Raw genomic sequence first — 18927 nt, 5'->3', positions numbered from 1 at the left:
TTGCCATCCATACGTGGTAAACACCTAAAATATATAGCTCGAAGTTGTAATTTAGGGTATGGAAACGCATCGAGGAATGAAGTTAGAATTTGTTACCGGCAAGCTTGGTTATAACGTAGATGATCTTTCCCTCAAGCTCAAAGTTAGTCAGCGGACAATTTTAAAGTGGTTTAAAATGAGCGATTTGAGTGCCAAAGTTATCAATAGCATAGGTAAAGCTATAGGTTACGATTTCAAATCCCATTTCCCCGATTTATATAGCGATAACAATGCCCCGTTGGTTTACGTAATTGACGATGCCGACCTGGATATTATTATATTAAAGCATTCCATTAACAGGGTAGTGAATAATACCAGGATCGAAGTCTTTAACAACGGGGACGATGCAATAAGCAGGCTGCTGCATGTAAGCATCAATACTCCAGAGCAACTGCCCGATTGCATTTTCCTTGACTTAAATATGCCGGTAAGCGATGGGTGGGATTTTATTCTAAACTTTCAGCGACTTAATATAGACCCTTTAGGCAGGATACGTACGTTTATATTAACGTCTTCTCTATGGCAGGCTGATACTGAGAGAAGCCTTAAGATACCATTTATTGAAGAGCTTATACGGAAGCCAATCGGGTTAGAAAAGATAAGAGCCATTTTTAACCTTAATTGTTATTAATGTGGTACGCACGGCTTATAATCCTGTAAAAACAGGTTTTGAGCTTTCACTAATAAGTTGTTATCTATGAAGTCTTACAATCTTTTGATGGATCGCATGCGCTGTAATTCAACAACATTCGTAGATCAACTTGATGTTGGTACCGCAACTCAAAATATTCTATTTTACGCTCTTATTATCGGCATGGCGTTTGTAATCATCGCACAATTTTCAACTTTAAAAGCCAGGAAAAAGGATTAGGCTGTTATAAACGCTTTTAATGGCATTAACATTTTATATTAACATACACAGTTAAGTTGCTTCATTGCCGGTCGTCAGTTTTGCAGGTCCTTCTTGATGAATTTATGGTACAGGTATTCTGCATAACCCACACTTATATAGTCGGGGAATTTCCAATTTGGGTAATAGCGCCTTTTGATATATTTAAGATAGCTAAAAAATGCTATTCCCAGTATAAGGGTGATAGACATGCCTAATAACACAATACAAAATATGGAAAATAAACTCATTGTTATTGTTATGATAAAGTAATGTATAATATGTTCTGCTAATATAGTCATTACTAACGCATTACAAATAAATGTGGAACAATAATAGCTGAAAAAGTATTAATAATATCTGTCATTTAAACATTGATACAATGTTTTGTTTTTACGGAGGGATTATGCTTTCTATTTACCCGGCAAATTTGGTTTTTGACAAGGGTTTTGTACATTTAGCGCTTACGCATTATCTATCGCAAATTATGGGTTCAAGAGATATACAGGGGAAACTTTGGGGTGAGCGTGCCGAAGATTGGGCAAACATCCAGGAGCAAACGGGTATTGCCGGTTATAATTATGTTATAAATTATTTAAAGCCCACAGCTGCTGACAGATTATTGGATGTTGGTTGCGGCTCCGGCTTGTTTGGCGACCTGGTGAGTTTAACAGGTGCCAAAGTTACGGGCATAGATGCAAGTGAACGTTTGATTGAAAGAGCTAAGAAACGCAACCCAATTATCCATTTTGTGAGCGGGGAGATGGAGGAATTGCCTTTTGAAGATAACTCATTTACCATAGTTTGCGGGTTCAATTCATTCCAATACGCCGCCAATGTCCAAAATGCTTTAGTTGAGGCCAAACGCGTGTTGCAACCAGGCGGGAAGCTGGTAACTATGATTTGGGGTAATAAGGAAGACTGCGAAGCGGAAACCTACTTAAAAGCTGTTGGCAACCTTTTGCCTCCCCCGGCACCGGGTGCACCAGGCCCTTTTGCACTTACCGAAAACAGGCTGTTGGAAAATACATTAGAACAAGCCGGCTTTAAGCTTTTACAGGTGGAAGATGTTACCTCCGTTTGGGACTACGCAAGTACAGAAACTGCGATCAAGGGCCTTCTTGCCACCGGCCCCGTAGCCAAAGCAATTGCGCATAGCGGGTTTGATAAGGTTCACCAAGCCATTTCTGAAGCTATACAACCATATACTCAAGCTAATGGGCATGTGGTGTATCACAATAAATTCAGAATAGCGGTATCCGAAAAATAGGGGCTATTAATATTCAGCCAATACGTTAAACGCAATGCCAGCAATGCCCACTTTTTCCCAGGTAGCCTGGCTGGTTTCGCGCGAGATAACCGCCCCGCTGCCGAATATACTTAGATAAGCAGAGAACATTAGGCCGCGGCCTTTTGAATTTGCTATCCACTCCAGGCTGGCAAAAAAGTTATCGTCAACAAATATGCTGTATGGCTCAAGGTTTACCTCGATGTCTTTTTGGCCTGCCAGCACATCTACATAAATATTTTGGTTTTGCAGCAGTTGATCGGGCATGCCTTTTTTAAGGTTGTAAAAGTTGAGGCGCAGCTTTACCGGGTTTAACGGCGCATTAGTAATATGTACGTTGAATTTTTTAAGATAAGTTGGCGCTTTTTTAATCTTGATAACCGTGCCTATCTCGTGGCCCAGGTTATTGTCAGAAAAGCCCGCATTGCTGTTGTCAGATTTTGATGTGTTTCCCAACACGCCTTCCTTCCATTTACGGTTGGTTACGCGTACCTCCTTAAGTTGCGTGATGGATGGCTGCAGTAGAATGGTTTTATGCGCATCGTTAATAAATGATGCTACCTTATAAATGGAAGGCGCATATCCTATCATAGATAGCTTTAACGTATCAGCTTCATGGCCGGCAAGGTTTAACCTATAATGGCCTGCGCTATCGGTAACAGTCCCAACATTTTTGCCAATAATGCCCACGTTTACATAGGGCAGGGGCAGGTTGGTCTTCGCATCTTTTACAAGGCCTTCAAATACCTGTGCATTTGCAATTAAGGATGAGGAGATAAGAAGGGCAACAAACAAGATCCGTTTCATAACAGTAAGACGTGTTTGTTGCCCCATTAGTTACGCCATGGCGTAAAATTCTTCGCGTTGTTTTTGTACCACTTCGCTGTTGATGTACTCGTCGTAGGTCATCAGTTTATCAATGATACCACCGGGGGTTAGCTCGATGATACGGGTAGCAACGGTTTGCACCAACTCATGATCTCGTGAAGTGAAGATGATGTTGCCCCTAAAATCCTTCATACCGTTGTTTAGCGCGGTTATAGATTCCAGGTCAAGGTGGTTGGTTGGCTCGTCAAGCAACAGCAAGTTGGCTGATTGCAGCATCATGCGGCTAAACATACAGCGCATTTTTTCACCACCGGATAGTACGTTGCTTTTCTTTAATACCTCTTCGCCGCTGAATAACATACGGCCAAGGAAACCACGGATAAACTGGTCATCCTTGTCACCTGCCGAATACTCGCGCAACCAGTCTATCAGGTTATCATCTTTACCTTTAAAGTATGATGAGTTATCGATAGGGATATCGGCAAGATTTACGGTAACGCCCCATTTAAAGCTGCCCTTGTAATCTTTATCGCGCCCTGCCAAAATATCGTAGAAGGCCGATGTTGCCAAACTGTTTTGAGATAGCACGGCAATTTTATCGCCTTTGTTGGCCATAAAATTAATATCGGCAAATAGCACTTCACCGTTAAGCGATTTACTTAGTTTCTCGGTTTGCAGTACCTGATCGCCAATTTCGCGGCCCTGGTTATTAAATATAATGCCAGGGTATTTACGGTTAGAAGGTTGGATCTCGTCCAGGTTGATCTTGTCCAAAGCCTTTTTACGGCTGGTTGCCTGTTTAGATTTGGATGCGTTGGCGCTAAACCTGCGGATAAACTCCTGCAACTCTTTTACACGTTCTTCGGTTTTCTTGTTCTGGTCGCTGCGTTGTTTCAGGGCCAGTTGGCTGCTTTCGTACCAGAAGGTGTAATTACCGGTGTAAATGGTCATTTTAGCAAAGTCGATATCTACAACGTGGGTACAAACGGTATCTAAAAAGTGCCTGTCGTGAGATACAACCAACACAATAGCTTCATACGTTGCCAGGAAATCTTCCAGCCAGGTTATGGTGTGGATATCCAGGTCATTCGTTGGCTCATCCAGTAATAAAATATCGGGTTTACCAAAAAGGGCCTGTGCCAATAACACACGTACCTTTTGGGTGTTATCCAGATCCTTAACCAGGCTGTAATGGAATTCTTCTTTAATGCCTAAGTTGCTCAATAGGGTAGCGGCGTTGCTTTCTGCATTCCAGCCATCCATTTCGGCAAAAAGGTTTTCCAGCTCGCCGGCACGTTCGCCATCGGCATCGCTAAAATCCTCTTTCATATAAATAGCATCCTTCTCCTTCATAATGGCGTACATCTCTTTGTGGCCCATCATTACGGTTTCAAGAACGGTAAATTCGTCGTAAGCGTAGTGGTTTTGGCTTAATACCGCCATGCGCTCGCCGGGGGTAAAGCTCACCGTTCCGCTGCTTGGGTCTATCTCGCCCGAAAGGATCTTCATGAAAGTAGATTTACCCGCGCCATTGGCGCCAATTACACCATAGCAATTGCCCTGGCTAAACTTTAGGTTAACATCTTCAAAAAGGGTGCGTTTTCCGTAACGTAAGGATAAATTAGATACCGTTATCATGCTGTACTTGTATTTGGCGCAAAAATACGGTAAATAGTTAATTTATTTAAGCCGATAAAAACTTTACACATCGGCACAAGTGCATATATTAAAATAGCTGCCCCCTTATCTATCAGCCGCGTAACAATAAAACAGTTACTATAATATATTAACCAGTTAGAAATAGTGGTTTTAAAAATAGCGTATTTATACGTATTAAACCAAGTATAAGCCTCATTGCCAGCTGCTTCGCGTTATTACATCTTTGAACTATCAAAAGCTGTGCTACCAACACTTTTTTTGAATACGGTAATTCCCGATTGCTGAAAAGGGAAAATAGAGTAAGCGAAAAACAAATCACATTATCATGGCAAAAGAAACTCAAACAAATCCGGTGATTATTAAGATACCATTGGAAGAGGAAAAAAACGCGGCAAACCTTATGGCTTACGTGGTTGACAAAGAGGGCAAGGTAACCGAATCGCACCCGTTGAGAAGCGGAGAGGCGCGTTTAGCAACGTCGGCAGCCAACCTGCATGCCAGCAAGCTGTATATAGCGCCCGAACTGCCAAAAGAAGCCGGTAAAACTACGGTAACAGAAAGTGTTTTACAGCAAATGGAGGCTTGGCAACCATCGCTTCGCATACCATCAGATGGTATTTTCAGATTACCGTATATCCCTGCGTTCCCATATCCGTTCCAATTTGGCTGGTGTAATATATCAGGCGCGGTGCATAAAACATTTAACGTTAACGGGCATCCCGAAGTTTTAAACATATGTAATTCAAGGGTGCACATTTGCAATATAACACCCATCAGGATACTGATACCCCATATACCTATCAACATCCTAAAAGACCTGCGGGACAGATTGGTAGCGGTGATCAAAAAACCGATCCCTATACCAGATCCCGGCCCAATACGCACAAGTTTCACCAATGCTTTAAAAAGAAGCATCGCCCCGGGCAACAATTTTTACGAGTTGGCAGATGTGCACGAGCTTGTAGAAAAACTGCCTATTCGCCCTACACTACCAGAAAACATCCAAAATGCCATCCTTTCGGGATCTATGGAGAGCTTTAACAAAACTATTGCTAACAACTTTAATCTGTTTCATCCTTATTTATGCTGGTGGCCCTGGTTTTGGCCTTATTTTTATAAAAGCACACCAATTGCCACGGTAGTGACAGATTGCCACGGCCGCTTTAACTATAACATGTTTTATTTTAAAGCAAACCATCCAAATGTTTATGTATGGGTAGAGGTACTGATAAACGGCGTTTGGGTAACGGTTTATAAACCGGCCATATCCTGCCATACTTACTGGAATTATGCTTGCGGCACCGATATAAACGTATCTGTTACCAACCCTGCAGTAAGGCCTTGTTTTTGTGACAGCCCTGCAATTGAAGCTAATTACGTATGGGTTAAAAGCGTAAACAGGGGAGTAAGCGTAAGGAGCATTCAGCAACAGGAAACCGCGAGCGGCCATCTGGATAATGCTGTTGGGCTAACAGCTTATAGCAACAAGGGTAACATTAGCCCTTTTGGCGGCGGCTTTTCTTTGGTGCTGCAGTTTGGCGATGGCCTGGCAGGTTTTGGCGTTACCCACTACAGGTGGACCAGCCAATTGCTGAAAGATGCTTATCTGGGTAACAATGTGGGTTCGCCGGAAACACTCGGGGGGAGTGTAGCTAAGGCTTATTCACATTGGATCCAGGTAGCGCCGGGCGACTGGGAACATGTGCCGGGCAGTTTCGCGCTTGGGCCGTACCTTGATTCGACAGGTAAAGTGATGTATAAAATTCCGCATATCCATGCCAGCGCCGATACAGGTCTTGCAGATGCCGTATGGGATACCGGTATTGATACCGATGCCATAAATATCAATACCGTTGGCTGGACACCCGGCTTATATCAGTTCACTATCGAACTTTTAAACAATAACGGTCAAGTTGTTCCGCTAAACTACAATCCTTTTAAAGTAAGCAAGATAGCTACAGATGGCGGGCCCGCAGTTGGTGACACCATTGACGCCGACCTTGCCGGTAACGGTTATGTAAAGCGGGATGTAAGCAATCATGTAACTGGCTTTAACTTCCTGATGCGGGTAGACAATGATTATTGCTATGCCGGTATCTCTGACGCTTTGGTTGACGGGCACTCTACCGATACCGAATGCGGCACCGGATATTACGATGATAAGTTTAACGATAAGGTTGACTTAATTTTCCAGGCCGGGCACGCTCATAATTTTGCCACTTATGGTTTTAATGTTTACAAAGGTAATAGCGGCGCTTTGGGCGCTGCCGCATCTGCCGGGACATCAGCTAACGCTAATAACCTGCTAAATGTAACCACCGGCGATAATGTTTACGACATAACGCAGGTTACATTTGGCCCGGCACAGGCTCCACCTGCAGTGCAAAACCCGATTAACCGCGTTGCCAATATGGATCAATATCATAAAGCTATAGGGGTAAGCGATATGTTGGGCACATGCACAATGGCCGCGTTTTCAGAAAACTTAAATGTTTACGCAACCCATACCAATGGTAACGACAGGCTTAGCCAGTATGATGCCCACTATATTGCAGCAATAGCTGTTGCGCCAAAATCGTAGCTATTTTATTGCGATAATGCCCCGGTTATTTTATAACCGGGGCATTTGTAGTTAGCCTTACCCAAAGTATCTTAAAGGGACGTCATTAAAAAAGAACCCTATCCAAAGGGGAGGGTTAAGATAAGGCCGCTTACAATACGTCCGCCTCGGTGATGATGTTATTTTTTAGGGCAAATATTACAACACCTGCGATGTTTTTTGCCTGGATCTTTTCCAGTATTTTTACCCTATATCCTTCAATGGTTCGCTTGCTCAAATAAATTTTATCGGCAATTTGCTGGGTTGTTTGCTGCTGGCATATCATCTGTATAATGATCTTTTCCCTTTCGTTTAACACAACGGGGTGTTGCTGCACATTTTGATTACCCTTGCTGCGCACTATCATGGTAGCCAGCAGGAACGAGGTTTGCGAGCAGTAATAATTTTTATTTTGGTAAACGCTGTTAATCGCGTCAATAATCTCGTCTTTATGCGCGTTTTTAAGCAGGTAACCTTTAGCGCCGGCTTCCAACATCTCAACAATAAGGTTTTCTTCATCAAACATGGATAGGGCAATAACGCCAATATGCGGGTAGGATGCCAATATTTGTTTTGCGCTTTGTATGCCGTCAATACCGGGCATCCGTATATCGGTCAATACAATATCAGGCTTTTCGCGGTCTACTATTTCCAGCAGCTGGTGCCCGTTTAATGCACGGCCGCAAACGGTAAAACCCTTGTGGCCGGCAAGCATTAGCGCCAGGCCATCTAAAAAAATTTCATGATCGTCTGCAATTACAATATTGATGTTATTATAATACATGGCCTTTACAATAAATCGAAATTAAATATTAAATAAAGGTAAATAATTGAATATAATATAACTATCATGTATAACTATAAGTTAGGTACCCTGATTATTATTTTACAGCCGGCATTTACGGTGGTAACAATTTTAAACGTGCCGTTAATTATTTCGCAGCGATTTTCTATGCTTTTAAGTCCCAGGCCTTCTGATGCTTGCCTCACTTCGGTTAAGTTAAAACCCCGCCCATCATCTTCTGATATTAAAAAAAGCAGGCCCGGCTGGCCTGCGATTGTCAGCTTAAGTGTTGCCGCACCCGAATGCTTGATAGTGTTATGTACAATTTCTTGTATGATCCTGAATAAATGGAGCTCGATTTTTTTGGATATCAAAATATCGTCGGCAACGTCAAATTTGATATTTAATAAGTTACGGTTTGTTAAACGCGATATATACTCTTTTACCGCCACTATCAAGTTGTTTCTTACCAGGCTGCTTGGTATCAGGTTATATGATATTTCGCGCAGGTTGCTAATGGCCTCGTCTATATAACCGGATGCTTTATTTAGGGCCTCTTTATCCGCATCGTTGTTGATAACGATGCTGTGCATATATAATTTTACGGTTGAAAGTAATGGGCCCAAACTATCATGCAGATCGTTAGCTATTCGCTTACGCTCCTGTTCCTGGATCATAATTTGCGCCTGTATCCTTTCTTTTTGCAATTGAATGTAGCGCTTGTTGTAACGTATAATTGATACAACAAAAAATATAATTACTATGGCTATTAATAACGATGTAATTATTACCGTATAAAATAATTTATCCGTCACACTGTAGGTATTAGCTGCGTTGTTTTTTATTATCGCTTAAAAAACTGTTATAACCGTCTTTGTTATTTTGGGTTATTAAAAATATAGCAATGGCATATATAAGGTTAGTAAACAGGTTTATATATCCAAAACCTATAATAATTTTATTAGCCACGACTGATTTATTATACCCGATATAAAAAGACGCCTCGTAGATGATTTGGTATAAAAAGAAAATGATAAACCCCAGACTGATCACAAATTTCGGATTTTTTAATAAAATATCATTGTGATAAAACATCATAGCATTAATTTGATTGATGCTTAGCAAAACAATAATGAAAGCATAAAATACCCTAAAGTAGGGGCTAAAGGTATTTAAGTTACCAAACACAAGTACTTCTATTACCCAAAATGCGGCACAGGTAGCCGTCAAAAAATAAAACAGGTATTTATATTTAACTGTACTTTTCCACAAATACAACTGGTACAGGATAATACAACACTCTACAAGGCTGTAAATTTTAATAACGGGAGCATTACCATGCCTGTAAATGTTAATAAACATAAAACTAATTATTTCGGCAATAAGCCCCAATATCAGCAAAATAAAAAAAGGATTATACGTTTTGTATAATCCTTTATAGCGTATAATGCCTATAAAAATTGGTATCAATATAGATTGACTTGAAATAAAATTAGTTATGTTTTCCATCCCAACTATTAATTGGGCTTAACTAAACTACTTTTTATGGCGCACAAGGTTGGGCATCGCTGCCCGGCTTCAATAACTATGGCAGGCTCGCTCTCTTCATTGCTGGTAAGCCGCATAATTTTATTACTGCCCCCGGTAATATCGTTGCCTTTATTATCAACACCCACAAGTACAAGCCTGATAAACCCCTTATCATCCTGCCCCAAATAAATACGGACATCTGTTACGCCCTTTTGATTAAGTAAGGCAGCTATCGCATCCCTGTTAAATTTTTCGGCCAGTGGTGTGTTAAAGCTGTTGGTGTCTTTTAGCTGGCGCATCATTTCAACTCTCCCTTTTCTAAAATTGGATGTGAACCGTTCGGCTTGGTTTAGCGAAATGAAGTGCACTTTTGCCTTTACCTCGTCATAAGGGATCTTACCGGACGGCGTGCACTGTATAAATAAAACAGTGGTGCAAAAAAACGTTGCAGATAATAACAAAAGTTGGAAGTGTTTCATGATTGATTTTTAGGTTGTTTTATGGCTATCATAGTAAAATACGATGCAATGTGTAATTATATGTTTGTAAATGCTAATATAGCTACAGCAGGCCTACATTCACAGCGTATAAATGCTGCAAATAATACGTATTTATACGCATTTAATAGCCTGAATAGATTTTTTAAGTTGATAAGACCGGCTCGATACATAAGATAGGCTATAACAAACAAAATATTGCAAGGGCGCGATAAATACGCCACTTTAAACTTCACGAAAAAATCAGTAAACGGTTATTTATTAACCGAAGGGTAATTTGGCTGTAGAATTATTACTTTGGGATAAAAAATGAACGTAGCGGGCGAGGGGGTAGAATACCGTTTTACACTATTCCAAACTCATAATTTTTTTATTATAAATAAGTTGTAAATGTGCGTTTAAAATGCATAGATTAGGTTTTTAATAACAATTGATTAATAGTACACCTAAAAGTATTTAAACCCTAATTTAAACTTTATGACTATTGTAGTAACAAGTCTGTTTATCGTGAATGCATTGGTAGTAGTGCAGCACTTAAAGGTAAAAAGATCTTAAACCCCCGAAAATGAGGATCGACTAACTTAGCAACTTTGCTAAGTTAGTTGTTTCCTCGTCCACAAGCTTTTGAAGCGGCCCCGAAGCAAACATCTTCATCATCATATTCAGGTCGGCAGTAATGGTAAAGGCCGCTTGTGTAGCGCCGTCAACCTCACTCAATTCCCATTTTAGTTCCATATCAAACGGCGGTTTCTCGGCCGGGATAATTCTTACCAGGCTATCGGCCACACGCTCCGCAATCTTTATCGAAAGTTTTGTAATGTTTTGGATGTTAAAACTGGCTACATCAGCGGTAGATTCCCAATCTTCAATATTATCTGGCATCAGCTGGCGGTGATTATTCATATCAGCCAAAAAAGCATATACCTGTTCTGCCGGTTTGTTTACCGTTACTGTACTTTCAAAAACACTCATAGTAACTATTATTGTCCCCAGGTTGAGGGTTGTTTGCGCCATTCCTTTAACACCGCGGTATCAGCAGCAGAGATATAACTATGCTGCTCGGCGTATTTTAAAAGCGCGTCGTAATTAGATAAAGTGATGAACGGGCATTTAGCCTCTTTAAAGTTATTGGTAGCTATATCAAACCCATAGCTAAAAATAGCGGCAAGGCCTGCTACAGTGTAACCCGCATCGCGCAAAGCATGAACTGCTTGTAAGCTGCTTTTGCCGGTAGATATTAGATCTTCGATAACCACCACACGCTGGCCCGGAGAAATTTCGCCCTCTATCAGGCTTCCTGTACCATGCTCTTTTGCCTTAGCGCGTACGTAGATAAATGGTAAGCCCATTTCTTGCGCCACCAGTGCGCCCTGCGGGATGCCCGCGGTTGCCACACCTGCGATACAACCAACCGAGCCAAACTGCTCCTGGATGGCCGATGTAAGCTGCTGGCGGATGTATGTACGGATGGTTGGATGTGATAGTGTAACCCGATTATCGCAATAGATGGGTGATTTCCAACCCGAAGCCCATGTAAAAGGATTATTAGGTTGTAATTTTATTGCTTTAATTTGCAGCAGAAATTCCGCGACCTGCTGTTCGGTCTCACTATTGGTATACATGGCTCAAAAATACAGAATTTATATTAACGAAAAAGTGATTTTGCTAACAGTGAAAACACCCAAAGTTGCATCTCACTATCAAAAGATTGATGCTGAGCATTTTGATCTGAAAATTGTTTACCATTGGGTAGATAAACAGCCTTGCAAATTATTTTACGTGCTTTGCGATAATGCCAGGGCTTTCCTGAAAAAGGTTATTAAAAATAATGTATTGATAGAAGCGGCCGGCGGCTTGGTTACCAACCAAAACGGCGAACACCTATTCATTTACCGCAACGATAAGTGGGATTTACCAAAAGGCAAGATCGAGAAAAAAGAAAAAACTAAAATTGCCGCCGTGCGCGAGGTAGAGGAGGAGTGTGGCATAAAGGTGAATAAGCTGGAAGAGAAGATCTGTAAAACATACCATACCTATATCTACAAAGGCGAGGTGGTGCTAAAGAAAACCCATTGGTTTAAAATGGCCTACAAAGGCAAAGCCAAGCTGGTGCCGCAATTAGAAGAAGGCATTACAGATGTGCGCTGGTTTAAAAAGGAGGATGTGCCAACTATTGTGAGCAATACCTTCCCGTCTATTATTGATGTGTTGGAAAAAGAAGAGTTGATTATAAATACGGTAGGGCTTCTTTCGGAATAAACTGGGCAACATCCCCATTGTAGCGGATTATCTCGCGCACAATGCTCGAACTGATGGACGAATATCCCGGTTTGCTCACAATAAATATACTTTCAATTTCCGGCTCGAGCGCGTGGTTCATTTGCGCTATGGCTTTCTCGTACTCAAAATCGGATACGGTACGGATGCCGCGGATCATATAATCGGCACCGATGCTTTTACAAAAATTAACGGTTAAGCCTTCATAAGCTACTATGTGGATGCGGTCGTCATGCGCGAAAACCGCTCGCAGCATATCCTCGCGCTTGCCAACGCTAAGCAGGCCCTGCTTGGTGCTGTTTACCCCAATACCTATGTAAACCTTATCGAAAAGGCTTACAGATCGTTTTACAATATCAACGTGTGCTTTGGTAACCGGGTCAAACGAGCCGGGGAAAAGGGCTATTTTCATATGGGTGATAACACTGTGCTTATTCAAAAGTAGTTAATAATTCTATTATAAAAACTAAACCCTGCATGTCATTTCGAACGAGCGGGGTAAGGAGTGCGGTGGAGCGAGGAGAAATCTTATACGCCCTGCAATCCGAGATGCGTGTCTTATACTTATCGCTTGTATAAGATTCCTCGTCGCTGCGCTTCCCTCGAAATGACATAGCGGTTTTCCGCCCTTGTTGTTGTTGTTGGCGCCAACAAGCCGCTATGCTTACACTAACCCATTTATCTGCGCATATTGCAGCAGCATAATCGTCTTCGCATCTTTTATTTCGCCGGATTTGACCATTTGCAAAGCCTTTGTAAATGGCATTTCCATTACCTCGATATTTTCGGTTTCTTCGGCAAGGCCGCCGCCATCGCTTACCTTCATGTCTTTGGTGTATTCGGCCGTGAAAAAGTACAGGATCTCGGTAACAGAGCCGGGCGACATGTACGCTTCAAATGCTTTTTGTACCGATGTTATCTTGTAGCCCGTTTCTTCCTCGGTTTCCTTGCAGATGCAGTCCTCGGGGTTATCCTTATCCAGCAATCCCGCGCAGGTTTCTATCATGTAGCCATCGGCATTGCCATTTAAATACGTGGGCATCCTAAACTGGCGGGTAAGTATCACGGTTTGGTTGGCTTTGTTGTACAACAAAATGGTAGCGCCGTTGCCGCGGTCGTAGGCCTCGCGCGAGTGGGTTTGCCATTTGCCATCGCGGCCCCAAAACTCATAGGTTACTTTGCGCAGGGTGTACCAGTTATCTGATAGCACGGTGGTTTGAACGTTTCTGACAGTATCGCTCATGGTAAGATTGGTTAGGTTAAGCTTTAAAGAAAGAGAATGACGAGTGCCCGTACTTGCGCTGCTCTACAAAAGCAGGGTGGTTGCTTAGGTTTTGCATGCTTTGATGCTCTACTATCAGCATACCGCCTTCAATCAGCAGGTTTTTATCGAATACTATTTTGGGGATCTCGGGGATCTTGTTCAGGTCGTAGGGTGGGTCTGCAAATATCAGGTCGTACTGCTCGGTTTCCAGGTCCAGGTATTTAAAAACATCAGCTTTAAAAACCTCAATATTATCTAAACCGTGCTGGCGCGATGCATCTTTCAAATAATGCACGCATTGTATGGCGCGGTCAACCCCGGTAACTTTTTCTGCCCCGCGCGATGCAAATTCCATGGCAATGTTGCCCGTGCCGCTAAACAGGTCAAGCACTTTCAGGTCCTCAAATTCTATCTGGTTGAGCAGGATATTAAAGAGCGCCTCCTTGGCAAGATCTGTAGTGGGGCGTACGGGTAAGTTTTTTGGCGGGTTAAGCCTTAAACCCTTTAATCTTCCTCCGATGATGCGCATAGCGATAAAGCGGCAAGGGCCAATATTTTGTGAGATTCGGTACCGTTAGGCAGATCCAAAACAGGAATGTCGTTAGCCTTTACCTGGCCGAAGAAGTTTTTGAGGTATAAAAAGTAACGGTCGGTATCGTTGATGTCGCCGCTAAGTATCAGTTTTACCTGGTCGGCTTGCAGACCAAGTTCGGTAACCACCAGGGCACTAAAATAGGCCAGCTCTTCGTGGTTTTTAAACTCAAAGGTATTATAAAAACGCAGGTTGCCGTTGGTGAAGTTTACAAACGAAACAACATCGTTGCCAATGTTAAGGTATAGATCGGTGCTTCGCGGGTGATTTTGTGATATGGCTTTAATTAACCCTGCATCGACATGGATAACATTTTGATTATCAAGGTTTTTTATGGCGTAGATCAAAGCTTCATCAACCTTGTAAATGATCACATTTTTGTTGTCTATCTTTTCGCACTTCACTTTTTCGGTATCGGTAACATCAAGCAGGCGTGCAATATCGGCAAGGCGGTCTTTCTCAAAAAGGCTTTCCGGTAACAATGTGAAACCCGTGGCATGCAGGCCCGTAACTACCAGTTTGTAATTAGCGGCTAAAACATCGCGCAGCTGCTGCGGGTCGCGCAGTTCACTAAGCGAATAATTTTCGCCCCATGACAGGAGCTGTTTACCGTTAATAACGGCATAACTAAAGCTGTTTACATCAACCTGTAATAACAGGGTGTAGCTGTGGGCCTGTGTAAGGCTTAGGTCGTCGCTGGTATAGTGGTGTCTGTGTTCGCTCATGCGGGTTAACAAAAGTAATATTTTTTCCGGATTATGTAATTAACATACCTACCAAGACCGTTTTTATCATCAGGTTAAATTTATCGCTAACCCAAACTATGTATTAACGCAGCCAAACGGGTCATTCGCTCATTCCTTTAAAAGCATAAACAGGCTAATCGTACCTTCAGGTCATCAATCACACAAATAAACTACTATGAAAACTTTGAAACCTATACTAAAAGCCTGCTCATTAATTTTATTGCTTGCATTTGCATCCTGCAAAAAAGATGGCGGCGTAAAACCTGATAAAGACCCTGTAATTAATAATACACCAGTTACAGCTACCGATCTTTTAGGTTACGTTATACCGGCTCAAATAAATATGGTTGGAGGCCTTCGTATCATTTATTTTAATAAAGACGGCAACGATATTAAAGCTACCTATGATGGTGTAATATCCCGAAAAATTGCCACGGTGGTTGTATCAAATAATATTTTGACTTTGGATCTGAATGGCGACGGCTCGCTGATTTGTACGTTCGAATTTAGTAAAAGTAACACAGGCGAACTGAGCCTTGTTAAATCTACTTATAAAAAGCAGAACGACGCATCTGTGCAAATGGGTGCGTTTTTGTACAAAAAATCTGATCTGGCAACATTTGCCAATTTGAAATTTGTTTCAGATGACGACCAGCCCATTTATGCAAAATTTACGGTCGACCATAATTTTGCCGTAAGCGATAATAAAAATTATACAGGAGCGGCATATTCAAGCTATTATGACCTTTGCCCGGGAGCGTGGAAAGGTGATTATAAAGGGGTAAGCTATATGGGTATTTGTATTAAAAATAGTAATTCGGTTGTTGGGATGCTTTTTCAAAAGGCGGGTGAAAAAGAACTACACATTTTGATCGCGCAGTAGACGCAATTAATTGAACATGTAAACCACATAAAAACACGACTATGAAAAATTTGAAACCCATACTAAAAGCCTGTTCGTTAATTTTATTACTTGCCTTTGCATCCTGCAAAAAAGATGGCGGCGTAAAACCGGAAGTTAAAGTAAACACCCCGATAACAACCGCCGACCTTTTGGCCTACAGCATTGATATAACTTTAGGCTCAGAATTGGGCCTTCGTGTTATTTACTTTAATAAAGATGGTAACGATATAAAAGCGACTTTAGACGGGATAACCTTCCGGAAGATATATACCGTGAACCTGGTAAATAATACCTGGATTTTAGACCAGTTAGGGGACGGAACAGTTACTTATACATTTACATTCGCCAAAGATGATAAAGGGCAATTGATAATGGCAAACGCCATTTATAAAAAACAAAGTGATGCATCGATAGAAATGCAACTTGTGATGACCAAAAATGCCGATGTTCCGTCCTTTGCTAATACCCGTTTCAGAAATTCGGAGAATCCGACAACCTACATGAAGTTTTCTAATGACCATAATTTTGCTATAAGTAATAAAAGCGATTACGCAGGCGCAGGATGGAGCAGCTACTATGACCTTTGCGCCGGGGCTTGGAAAGGAATGTACAACGGCGTTAATTATATGGGCTTTAGTATAGTACAAAATGGTATATTAATAATGATTGTACAAAAAGCTGGCACTGCCGATTATTATTTACTTGGACCGTTATAAATTGCTATGTGTTTTGACTCACCCGCGATTGGCTTTCTGAAGGAGAAGTAGCGATTTACATGTTCTTTTTTTTAAGTGAGTTTTTACCAGGGTGAGTAGATTATTAGGCGCAAAGTGGACTCACCCGGTCATCGCTACGCTCAACCACTCTCTCTCCGCAAACGGAAAGATGGTTTGATTTCACCCTCTTTGCGTAGCAGAGAGGGTTGCGCACAAAGAGCCGCGGGGTGAGTAGATTGCCAACTGTTTTTACTCACCCGGCCATCGCTATGCTCGACCACCCTCTCTCCGCAAGCGGAAAGAGGGTTTGATTTCACCCTCTTTGCGCAGCAGAGAGGGTCGCGCACGTAGTGCCGCGGGGTGAGTAAAATATTAATCCCGCCACATTACCCATTTACCATTCTTATCGCCACATTTGTGTGTGCCAACAATTGATCATATCCGCCAGGCTTTCCCGCATGAGCCCACAGCCCAACAGCAGGAGTTGTTTACTAAGCTGCACGCATTTTTAACCAGCGGCGAGGAAGATGATTGCTTTATTTTGAAAGGCTACGCGGGCACTGGTAAAACTACCATTGTAGGCGCTTTGGTAAAAGCCTTGCCTGCTTACGAATTTAAAGTGGTGCTATTAGCACCGACGGGCCGCGCCGCCAAGGTAATTACCAACTATAGCGGCCGCAAAGCATTTACCATTCACAAGCGCATCTACCGCAAAAAATCGGCGCTAAATATGGACGAGGGTTTCGCCATTGCCGAAAATATGAATACTAATACGTTGTTTATTGTAGATGAAGCGTCGATGGTGTCGGATGAATCGGGGCGTTTCCACGGTAGTTTACTGAATGACCTCGTCAACTACGTTTACAATACTAAAAACTGTAAGCTGTTACTGGTTGGCGATACCGCCCAGTTACCGCCTGTTGGCGCAGACGATAGCCCCGCGCTGGATGCCAAATTAATGAAAGACCGCTTTGGCCTAACCATTTTTGGTTATGAGTTGACGGATGTGCTGCGCCAGCAAAAGGACTCGGGGATTTTGTTCAATGTAACCAAGGTGAGGGATATCATTCGGGAGGGTAAAGAGATAATGCCGCAGATTGTGACCAAGGGCTACAAAGATGTTTACCGCATGGGCAGCGATATGCTGGAGGAAGGCCTTAACTACGCCTACAGCAAATACGGGCACGATGAAACGCTGATCATTTGCCGCAGTAACAAAAACGCCAATATGTATAACCGGCAAATTCGCGGGCGCATCCTGATGCGCGAGGAGGAACTAACGGGCGGCGATCAGCTGATGATCGTAAAGAACAATTACTTTTGGCTGGAAGGCCAGGAGGAAGGAAGTACAGGCTTTATCGCGAATGGTGATATTGCCCGGATCAGAAAAGTACGTAAAATAGAAGATATGTACGGCTTTAGGTTTGCCGACGTGCAGCTGGAATTTACGGATTATGCTGAAGACCCGGTGCTGGATTGCAAGATACTACTGGATACATTATACTCGGAAGCGCCCGCTTTATTGCCTGATGACCAAAAGCGTTTTTACAACGAGGCCATGAAGGATTATGAGCACATCCCCAACAAACGCGACAAGCATAACGAACTTAAACTAAACCCATATTACAACGCGCTGCAAGTTAAATTTGCCTACGCCATTACCTGCCATAAGGCACAGGGCGGCCAATGGGAAGCCGTATTTGTTGACCAGGGCTACCTCACGGATGAAATGGTGAACACCGACTTTCTCCGTTGGTTTTATACCGCCTGTACCCGGGCCACACAAGAGCTTTACCTGGTGAACTTTAACAAGAAGTTTTTTGTTGAAAAATTGGAGCCGGAGTTTTGATATTACTGTAATTTCTGAGTCGAAATTGAGGCGCAAAATCCAAAAGCCTACTTTTTAATCTACAAATTTTTCGGGTGTCTCACGGTGTCCCACGGTGTACCGTTCAGTACAGTACAACTAAAACATATAAGTAACTTATATTTAATTAGTTAATATAGATTTAAAGATGTATTACTTTAGCAGAAACGTAATATTATATTTATGTAAGTATTTAATTATTAGACTATTACGTTTTCGTACCGCATTATATAATAAAAAGTGGGACACTACGGGATTACCTATAAACCACAACTGATCTACTCTACCATCGGTAGCATAATCGTAAAGGTACTGCCTTTGCTTTCTACAGTGATATTAGCGCTTTGGCTTTCTACAATATCTTTTACGATACCAAATAGTAAAGTTCCTAAAGTTGTAGACCGGTGGTTGCCAAAATGTCTGTTGATTTTCAAATTTAATGACATTT

General features: G+C 42.1%; 22 protein-coding genes. 8 read left to right on the top strand and 14 right to left on the bottom strand.

Annotation, left to right across the window (positions count from 1 at the left end; genetic code table 11):
• Window positions 1-76 precede the first annotated feature (76 nt).
• Together ABIB39_RS14690 and ABIB39_RS14685 are read left to right on the top strand one after the other, a co-directional pair.
• On the top strand, window positions 77-670 hold the full coding sequence (locus ABIB39_RS14690; RefSeq protein WP_354430917.1) for a response regulator: 594 nt from the start codon (window positions 77-79) through the stop codon (window positions 668-670).
• Window positions 671-736: 66 nt separating this feature from the next.
• On the top strand, window positions 737-910 hold the full coding sequence (locus ABIB39_RS14685; protein ID WP_354430916.1) for a hypothetical protein: 174 nt from the start codon (window positions 737-739) through the stop codon (window positions 908-910).
• A 74-nt stretch (window positions 911-984) separates the two neighbouring features.
• Here the strand turns inward: ABIB39_RS14685 and ABIB39_RS14680 are convergent, their stop codons facing one another.
• Entirely contained in the window at window positions 985-1179 is a 195-nt protein-coding gene (locus ABIB39_RS14680) for a hypothetical protein (RefSeq protein ID WP_354430915.1), read from the bottom strand.
• A gap of 131 nt (window positions 1180-1310) precedes the next feature.
• Here ABIB39_RS14680 and ABIB39_RS14675 point away from each other — a divergent pair, with 131 nt between their 5' ends.
• Complete coding sequence (locus ABIB39_RS14675; protein ID WP_354430914.1) at window positions 1311-2198, top strand: class I SAM-dependent methyltransferase; 888 nt, start codon at window positions 1311-1313, stop codon at window positions 2196-2198.
• A 6-nt stretch (window positions 2199-2204) separates the two neighbouring features.
• Here the strand turns inward: ABIB39_RS14675 and ABIB39_RS14670 are convergent, their stop codons facing one another.
• Both ABIB39_RS14670 and ABIB39_RS14665 read right to left on the bottom strand, forming a co-directional pair.
• The gene (locus ABIB39_RS14670) at window positions 2205-3023 is read right to left on the bottom strand and encodes a carboxypeptidase-like regulatory domain-containing protein (RefSeq protein ID WP_354430913.1); all 819 of its coding nucleotides are present in this window, start codon (window positions 3021-3023) and stop codon (window positions 2205-2207) included.
• A gap of 30 nt (window positions 3024-3053) precedes the next feature.
• Entirely contained in the window at window positions 3054-4682 is a 1629-nt protein-coding gene (locus ABIB39_RS14665; RefSeq protein ID WP_354430912.1) for an ABC-F family ATP-binding cassette domain-containing protein, read from the bottom strand.
• Between the two features lie 346 nt (window positions 4683-5028).
• Between ABIB39_RS14665 and ABIB39_RS14660 the strand changes: the two genes are divergently transcribed.
• On the top strand, window positions 5029-7284 hold the full coding sequence (locus tag ABIB39_RS14660) for a hypothetical protein (RefSeq protein ID WP_354430911.1): 2256 nt from the start codon (window positions 5029-5031) through the stop codon (window positions 7282-7284).
• Between the two features lie 130 nt (window positions 7285-7414).
• Here ABIB39_RS14660 and ABIB39_RS14655 read toward each other — a convergent pair whose 3' ends face one another.
• From ABIB39_RS14655 to pyrE, 6 genes are all read right to left on the bottom strand, one after another.
• Complete coding sequence (locus ABIB39_RS14655; RefSeq protein ID WP_354430910.1) at window positions 7415-8086, bottom strand: response regulator; 672 nt, start codon at window positions 8084-8086, stop codon at window positions 7415-7417.
• Window positions 8087-8160: 74 nt separating this feature from the next.
• Complete coding sequence (locus ABIB39_RS14650; RefSeq protein ID WP_354430909.1) at window positions 8161-8901, bottom strand: sensor histidine kinase; 741 nt, start codon at window positions 8899-8901, stop codon at window positions 8161-8163.
• A 10-nt stretch (window positions 8902-8911) separates the two neighbouring features.
• Entirely contained in the window at window positions 8912-9448 is a 537-nt protein-coding gene (locus ABIB39_RS14645; RefSeq protein WP_354430908.1) for a hypothetical protein, read from the bottom strand.
• A gap of 155 nt (window positions 9449-9603) precedes the next feature.
• Window positions 9604-10095, bottom strand: a complete 492-nt coding sequence (locus ABIB39_RS14640; RefSeq protein WP_354430907.1) for a hypothetical protein — start codon at window positions 10093-10095, stop codon at window positions 9604-9606.
• Between the two features lie 594 nt (window positions 10096-10689).
• Entirely contained in the window at window positions 10690-11085 is a 396-nt protein-coding gene (locus ABIB39_RS14635) for an SRPBCC family protein (protein ID WP_354430906.1), read from the bottom strand.
• Between the two features lie 8 nt (window positions 11086-11093).
• Complete coding sequence (gene pyrE / locus ABIB39_RS14630) at window positions 11094-11735, bottom strand: orotate phosphoribosyltransferase (RefSeq protein WP_354430905.1); 642 nt, start codon at window positions 11733-11735, stop codon at window positions 11094-11096.
• 49 nt (window positions 11736-11784) lie between these two features.
• On the opposite strand from pyrE, the gene ABIB39_RS14625 reads away from it, so the two are divergent.
• Window positions 11785-12372 (top strand): NUDIX hydrolase, encoded by a 588-nt coding sequence (locus ABIB39_RS14625; RefSeq protein ID WP_354430904.1) that lies wholly within the window; start codon window positions 11785-11787, stop codon window positions 12370-12372.
• On the opposite strand, the gene coaD is transcribed toward ABIB39_RS14625, so the two are convergent.
• The 4 genes from coaD to ABIB39_RS14605 form a co-directional block, all read right to left on the bottom strand.
• Window positions 12341-12802 (bottom strand): pantetheine-phosphate adenylyltransferase, encoded by a 462-nt coding sequence (gene coaD / locus ABIB39_RS14620; protein WP_354431163.1) that lies wholly within the window; start codon window positions 12800-12802, stop codon window positions 12341-12343. The genes ABIB39_RS14625 and coaD overlap by 32 nt on opposite strands.
• Before the next feature lie 252 nt (window positions 12803-13054).
• Window positions 13055-13633 (bottom strand): GDP-mannose pyrophosphatase NudK, encoded by a 579-nt coding sequence (gene nudK / locus ABIB39_RS14615; RefSeq protein WP_354430903.1) that lies wholly within the window; start codon window positions 13631-13633, stop codon window positions 13055-13057.
• A gap of 16 nt (window positions 13634-13649) precedes the next feature.
• On the bottom strand, window positions 13650-14183 hold the full coding sequence (locus tag ABIB39_RS14610; protein ID WP_354430902.1) for an RsmD family RNA methyltransferase: 534 nt from the start codon (window positions 14181-14183) through the stop codon (window positions 13650-13652).
• Complete coding sequence (locus tag ABIB39_RS14605; RefSeq protein WP_354430901.1) at window positions 14159-14971, bottom strand: DUF3822 family protein; 813 nt, start codon at window positions 14969-14971, stop codon at window positions 14159-14161. The genes ABIB39_RS14610 and ABIB39_RS14605 overlap by 25 nt, the downstream gene beginning before the upstream one ends.
• Window positions 14972-15167: 196 nt before the next feature.
• On the opposite strand from ABIB39_RS14605, the gene ABIB39_RS14600 reads away from it, so the two are divergent.
• From ABIB39_RS14600 to ABIB39_RS14590, 3 genes are all read left to right on the top strand, one after another.
• Window positions 15168-15875, top strand: coding sequence for a hypothetical protein (locus tag ABIB39_RS14600; protein ID WP_354430900.1), 708 nt, complete (start codon window positions 15168-15170; stop codon window positions 15873-15875).
• A 41-nt stretch (window positions 15876-15916) separates the two neighbouring features.
• Complete coding sequence (locus ABIB39_RS14595) at window positions 15917-16612, top strand: hypothetical protein (protein WP_354430899.1); 696 nt, start codon at window positions 15917-15919, stop codon at window positions 16610-16612.
• A 421-nt stretch (window positions 16613-17033) separates the two neighbouring features.
• Window positions 17034-18461, top strand: coding sequence for an ATP-dependent DNA helicase (locus ABIB39_RS14590; RefSeq protein WP_354430898.1), 1428 nt, complete (start codon window positions 17034-17036; stop codon window positions 18459-18461).
• Window positions 18462-18757: 296 nt separating this feature from the next.
• Here ABIB39_RS14590 and ABIB39_RS14585 read toward each other — a convergent pair whose 3' ends face one another.
• Complete coding sequence (locus ABIB39_RS14585; RefSeq protein ID WP_354430897.1) at window positions 18758-18913, bottom strand: hypothetical protein; 156 nt, start codon at window positions 18911-18913, stop codon at window positions 18758-18760.
• Window positions 18914-18927: the final 14 nt, after the last annotated feature.

The organism is Mucilaginibacter sp. UYP27 (assembly GCF_040547175.1).
Classification (GTDB): Bacteria; Bacteroidota; Bacteroidia; order Sphingobacteriales; family Sphingobacteriaceae; genus Mucilaginibacter.
This window is presented reverse-complemented; position numbering and strand designations above follow the sequence as displayed.

Excerpts from the sequence above, each read along its gene's own strand:
- ABIB39_RS14670 (WP_354430913.1), bottom strand. The coding sequence starts at position 3,023 with ATGAAACGGATCTTGTTTGTTGCCCTTCTTATCTCCTCATCCTTAATT.
- ABIB39_RS14655 (WP_354430910.1), bottom strand. The coding sequence starts at position 8,086 with ATGTATTATAATAACATCAATATTGTAATTGCAGACGATCATGAAATT.
- ABIB39_RS14690 (WP_354430917.1), top strand. The coding sequence starts at position 77 with ATGAAGTTAGAATTTGTTACCGGCAAGCTTGGTTATAACGTAGATGAT.
- ABIB39_RS14675 (WP_354430914.1), top strand. The coding sequence starts at position 1,311 with ATGTTTTGTTTTTACGGAGGGATTATGCTTTCTATTTACCCGGCAAAT.
- pyrE (WP_354430905.1), bottom strand. The coding sequence starts at position 11,735 with ATGTATACCAATAGTGAGACCGAACAGCAGGTCGCGGAATTTCTGCTG.
- nudK (WP_354430903.1), bottom strand. The coding sequence starts at position 13,633 with ATGAGCGATACTGTCAGAAACGTTCAAACCACCGTGCTATCAGATAAC.
- ABIB39_RS14635 (WP_354430906.1), bottom strand. The coding sequence starts at position 11,085 with ATGAGTGTTTTTGAAAGTACAGTAACGGTAAACAAACCGGCAGAACAG.
- ABIB39_RS14665 (WP_354430912.1), bottom strand. The coding sequence starts at position 4,682 with ATGATAACGGTATCTAATTTATCCTTACGTTACGGAAAACGCACCCTT.
- ABIB39_RS14605 (WP_354430901.1), bottom strand. The coding sequence starts at position 14,971 with ATGAGCGAACACAGACACCACTATACCAGCGACGACCTAAGCCTTACA.
- ABIB39_RS14685 (WP_354430916.1), top strand. The coding sequence starts at position 737 with ATGAAGTCTTACAATCTTTTGATGGATCGCATGCGCTGTAATTCAACA.
- ABIB39_RS14660 (WP_354430911.1), top strand. The coding sequence starts at position 5,029 with ATGGCAAAAGAAACTCAAACAAATCCGGTGATTATTAAGATACCATTG.
- ABIB39_RS14610 (WP_354430902.1), bottom strand. The coding sequence starts at position 14,183 with ATGCGCATCATCGGAGGAAGATTAAAGGGTTTAAGGCTTAACCCGCCA.
- ABIB39_RS14640 (WP_354430907.1), bottom strand. The coding sequence starts at position 10,095 with ATGAAACACTTCCAACTTTTGTTATTATCTGCAACGTTTTTTTGCACC.
- ABIB39_RS14600 (WP_354430900.1), top strand. The coding sequence starts at position 15,168 with ATGAAAACTTTGAAACCTATACTAAAAGCCTGCTCATTAATTTTATTG.
- ABIB39_RS14680 (WP_354430915.1), bottom strand. The coding sequence starts at position 1,179 with ATGAGTTTATTTTCCATATTTTGTATTGTGTTATTAGGCATGTCTATC.
- coaD (WP_354431163.1), bottom strand. The coding sequence starts at position 12,802 with ATGAAAATAGCCCTTTTCCCCGGCTCGTTTGACCCGGTTACCAAAGCA.
- ABIB39_RS14645 (WP_354430908.1), bottom strand. The coding sequence starts at position 9,448 with ATGTTTATTAACATTTACAGGCATGGTAATGCTCCCGTTATTAAAATT.
- ABIB39_RS14595 (WP_354430899.1), top strand. The coding sequence starts at position 15,917 with ATGAAAAATTTGAAACCCATACTAAAAGCCTGTTCGTTAATTTTATTA.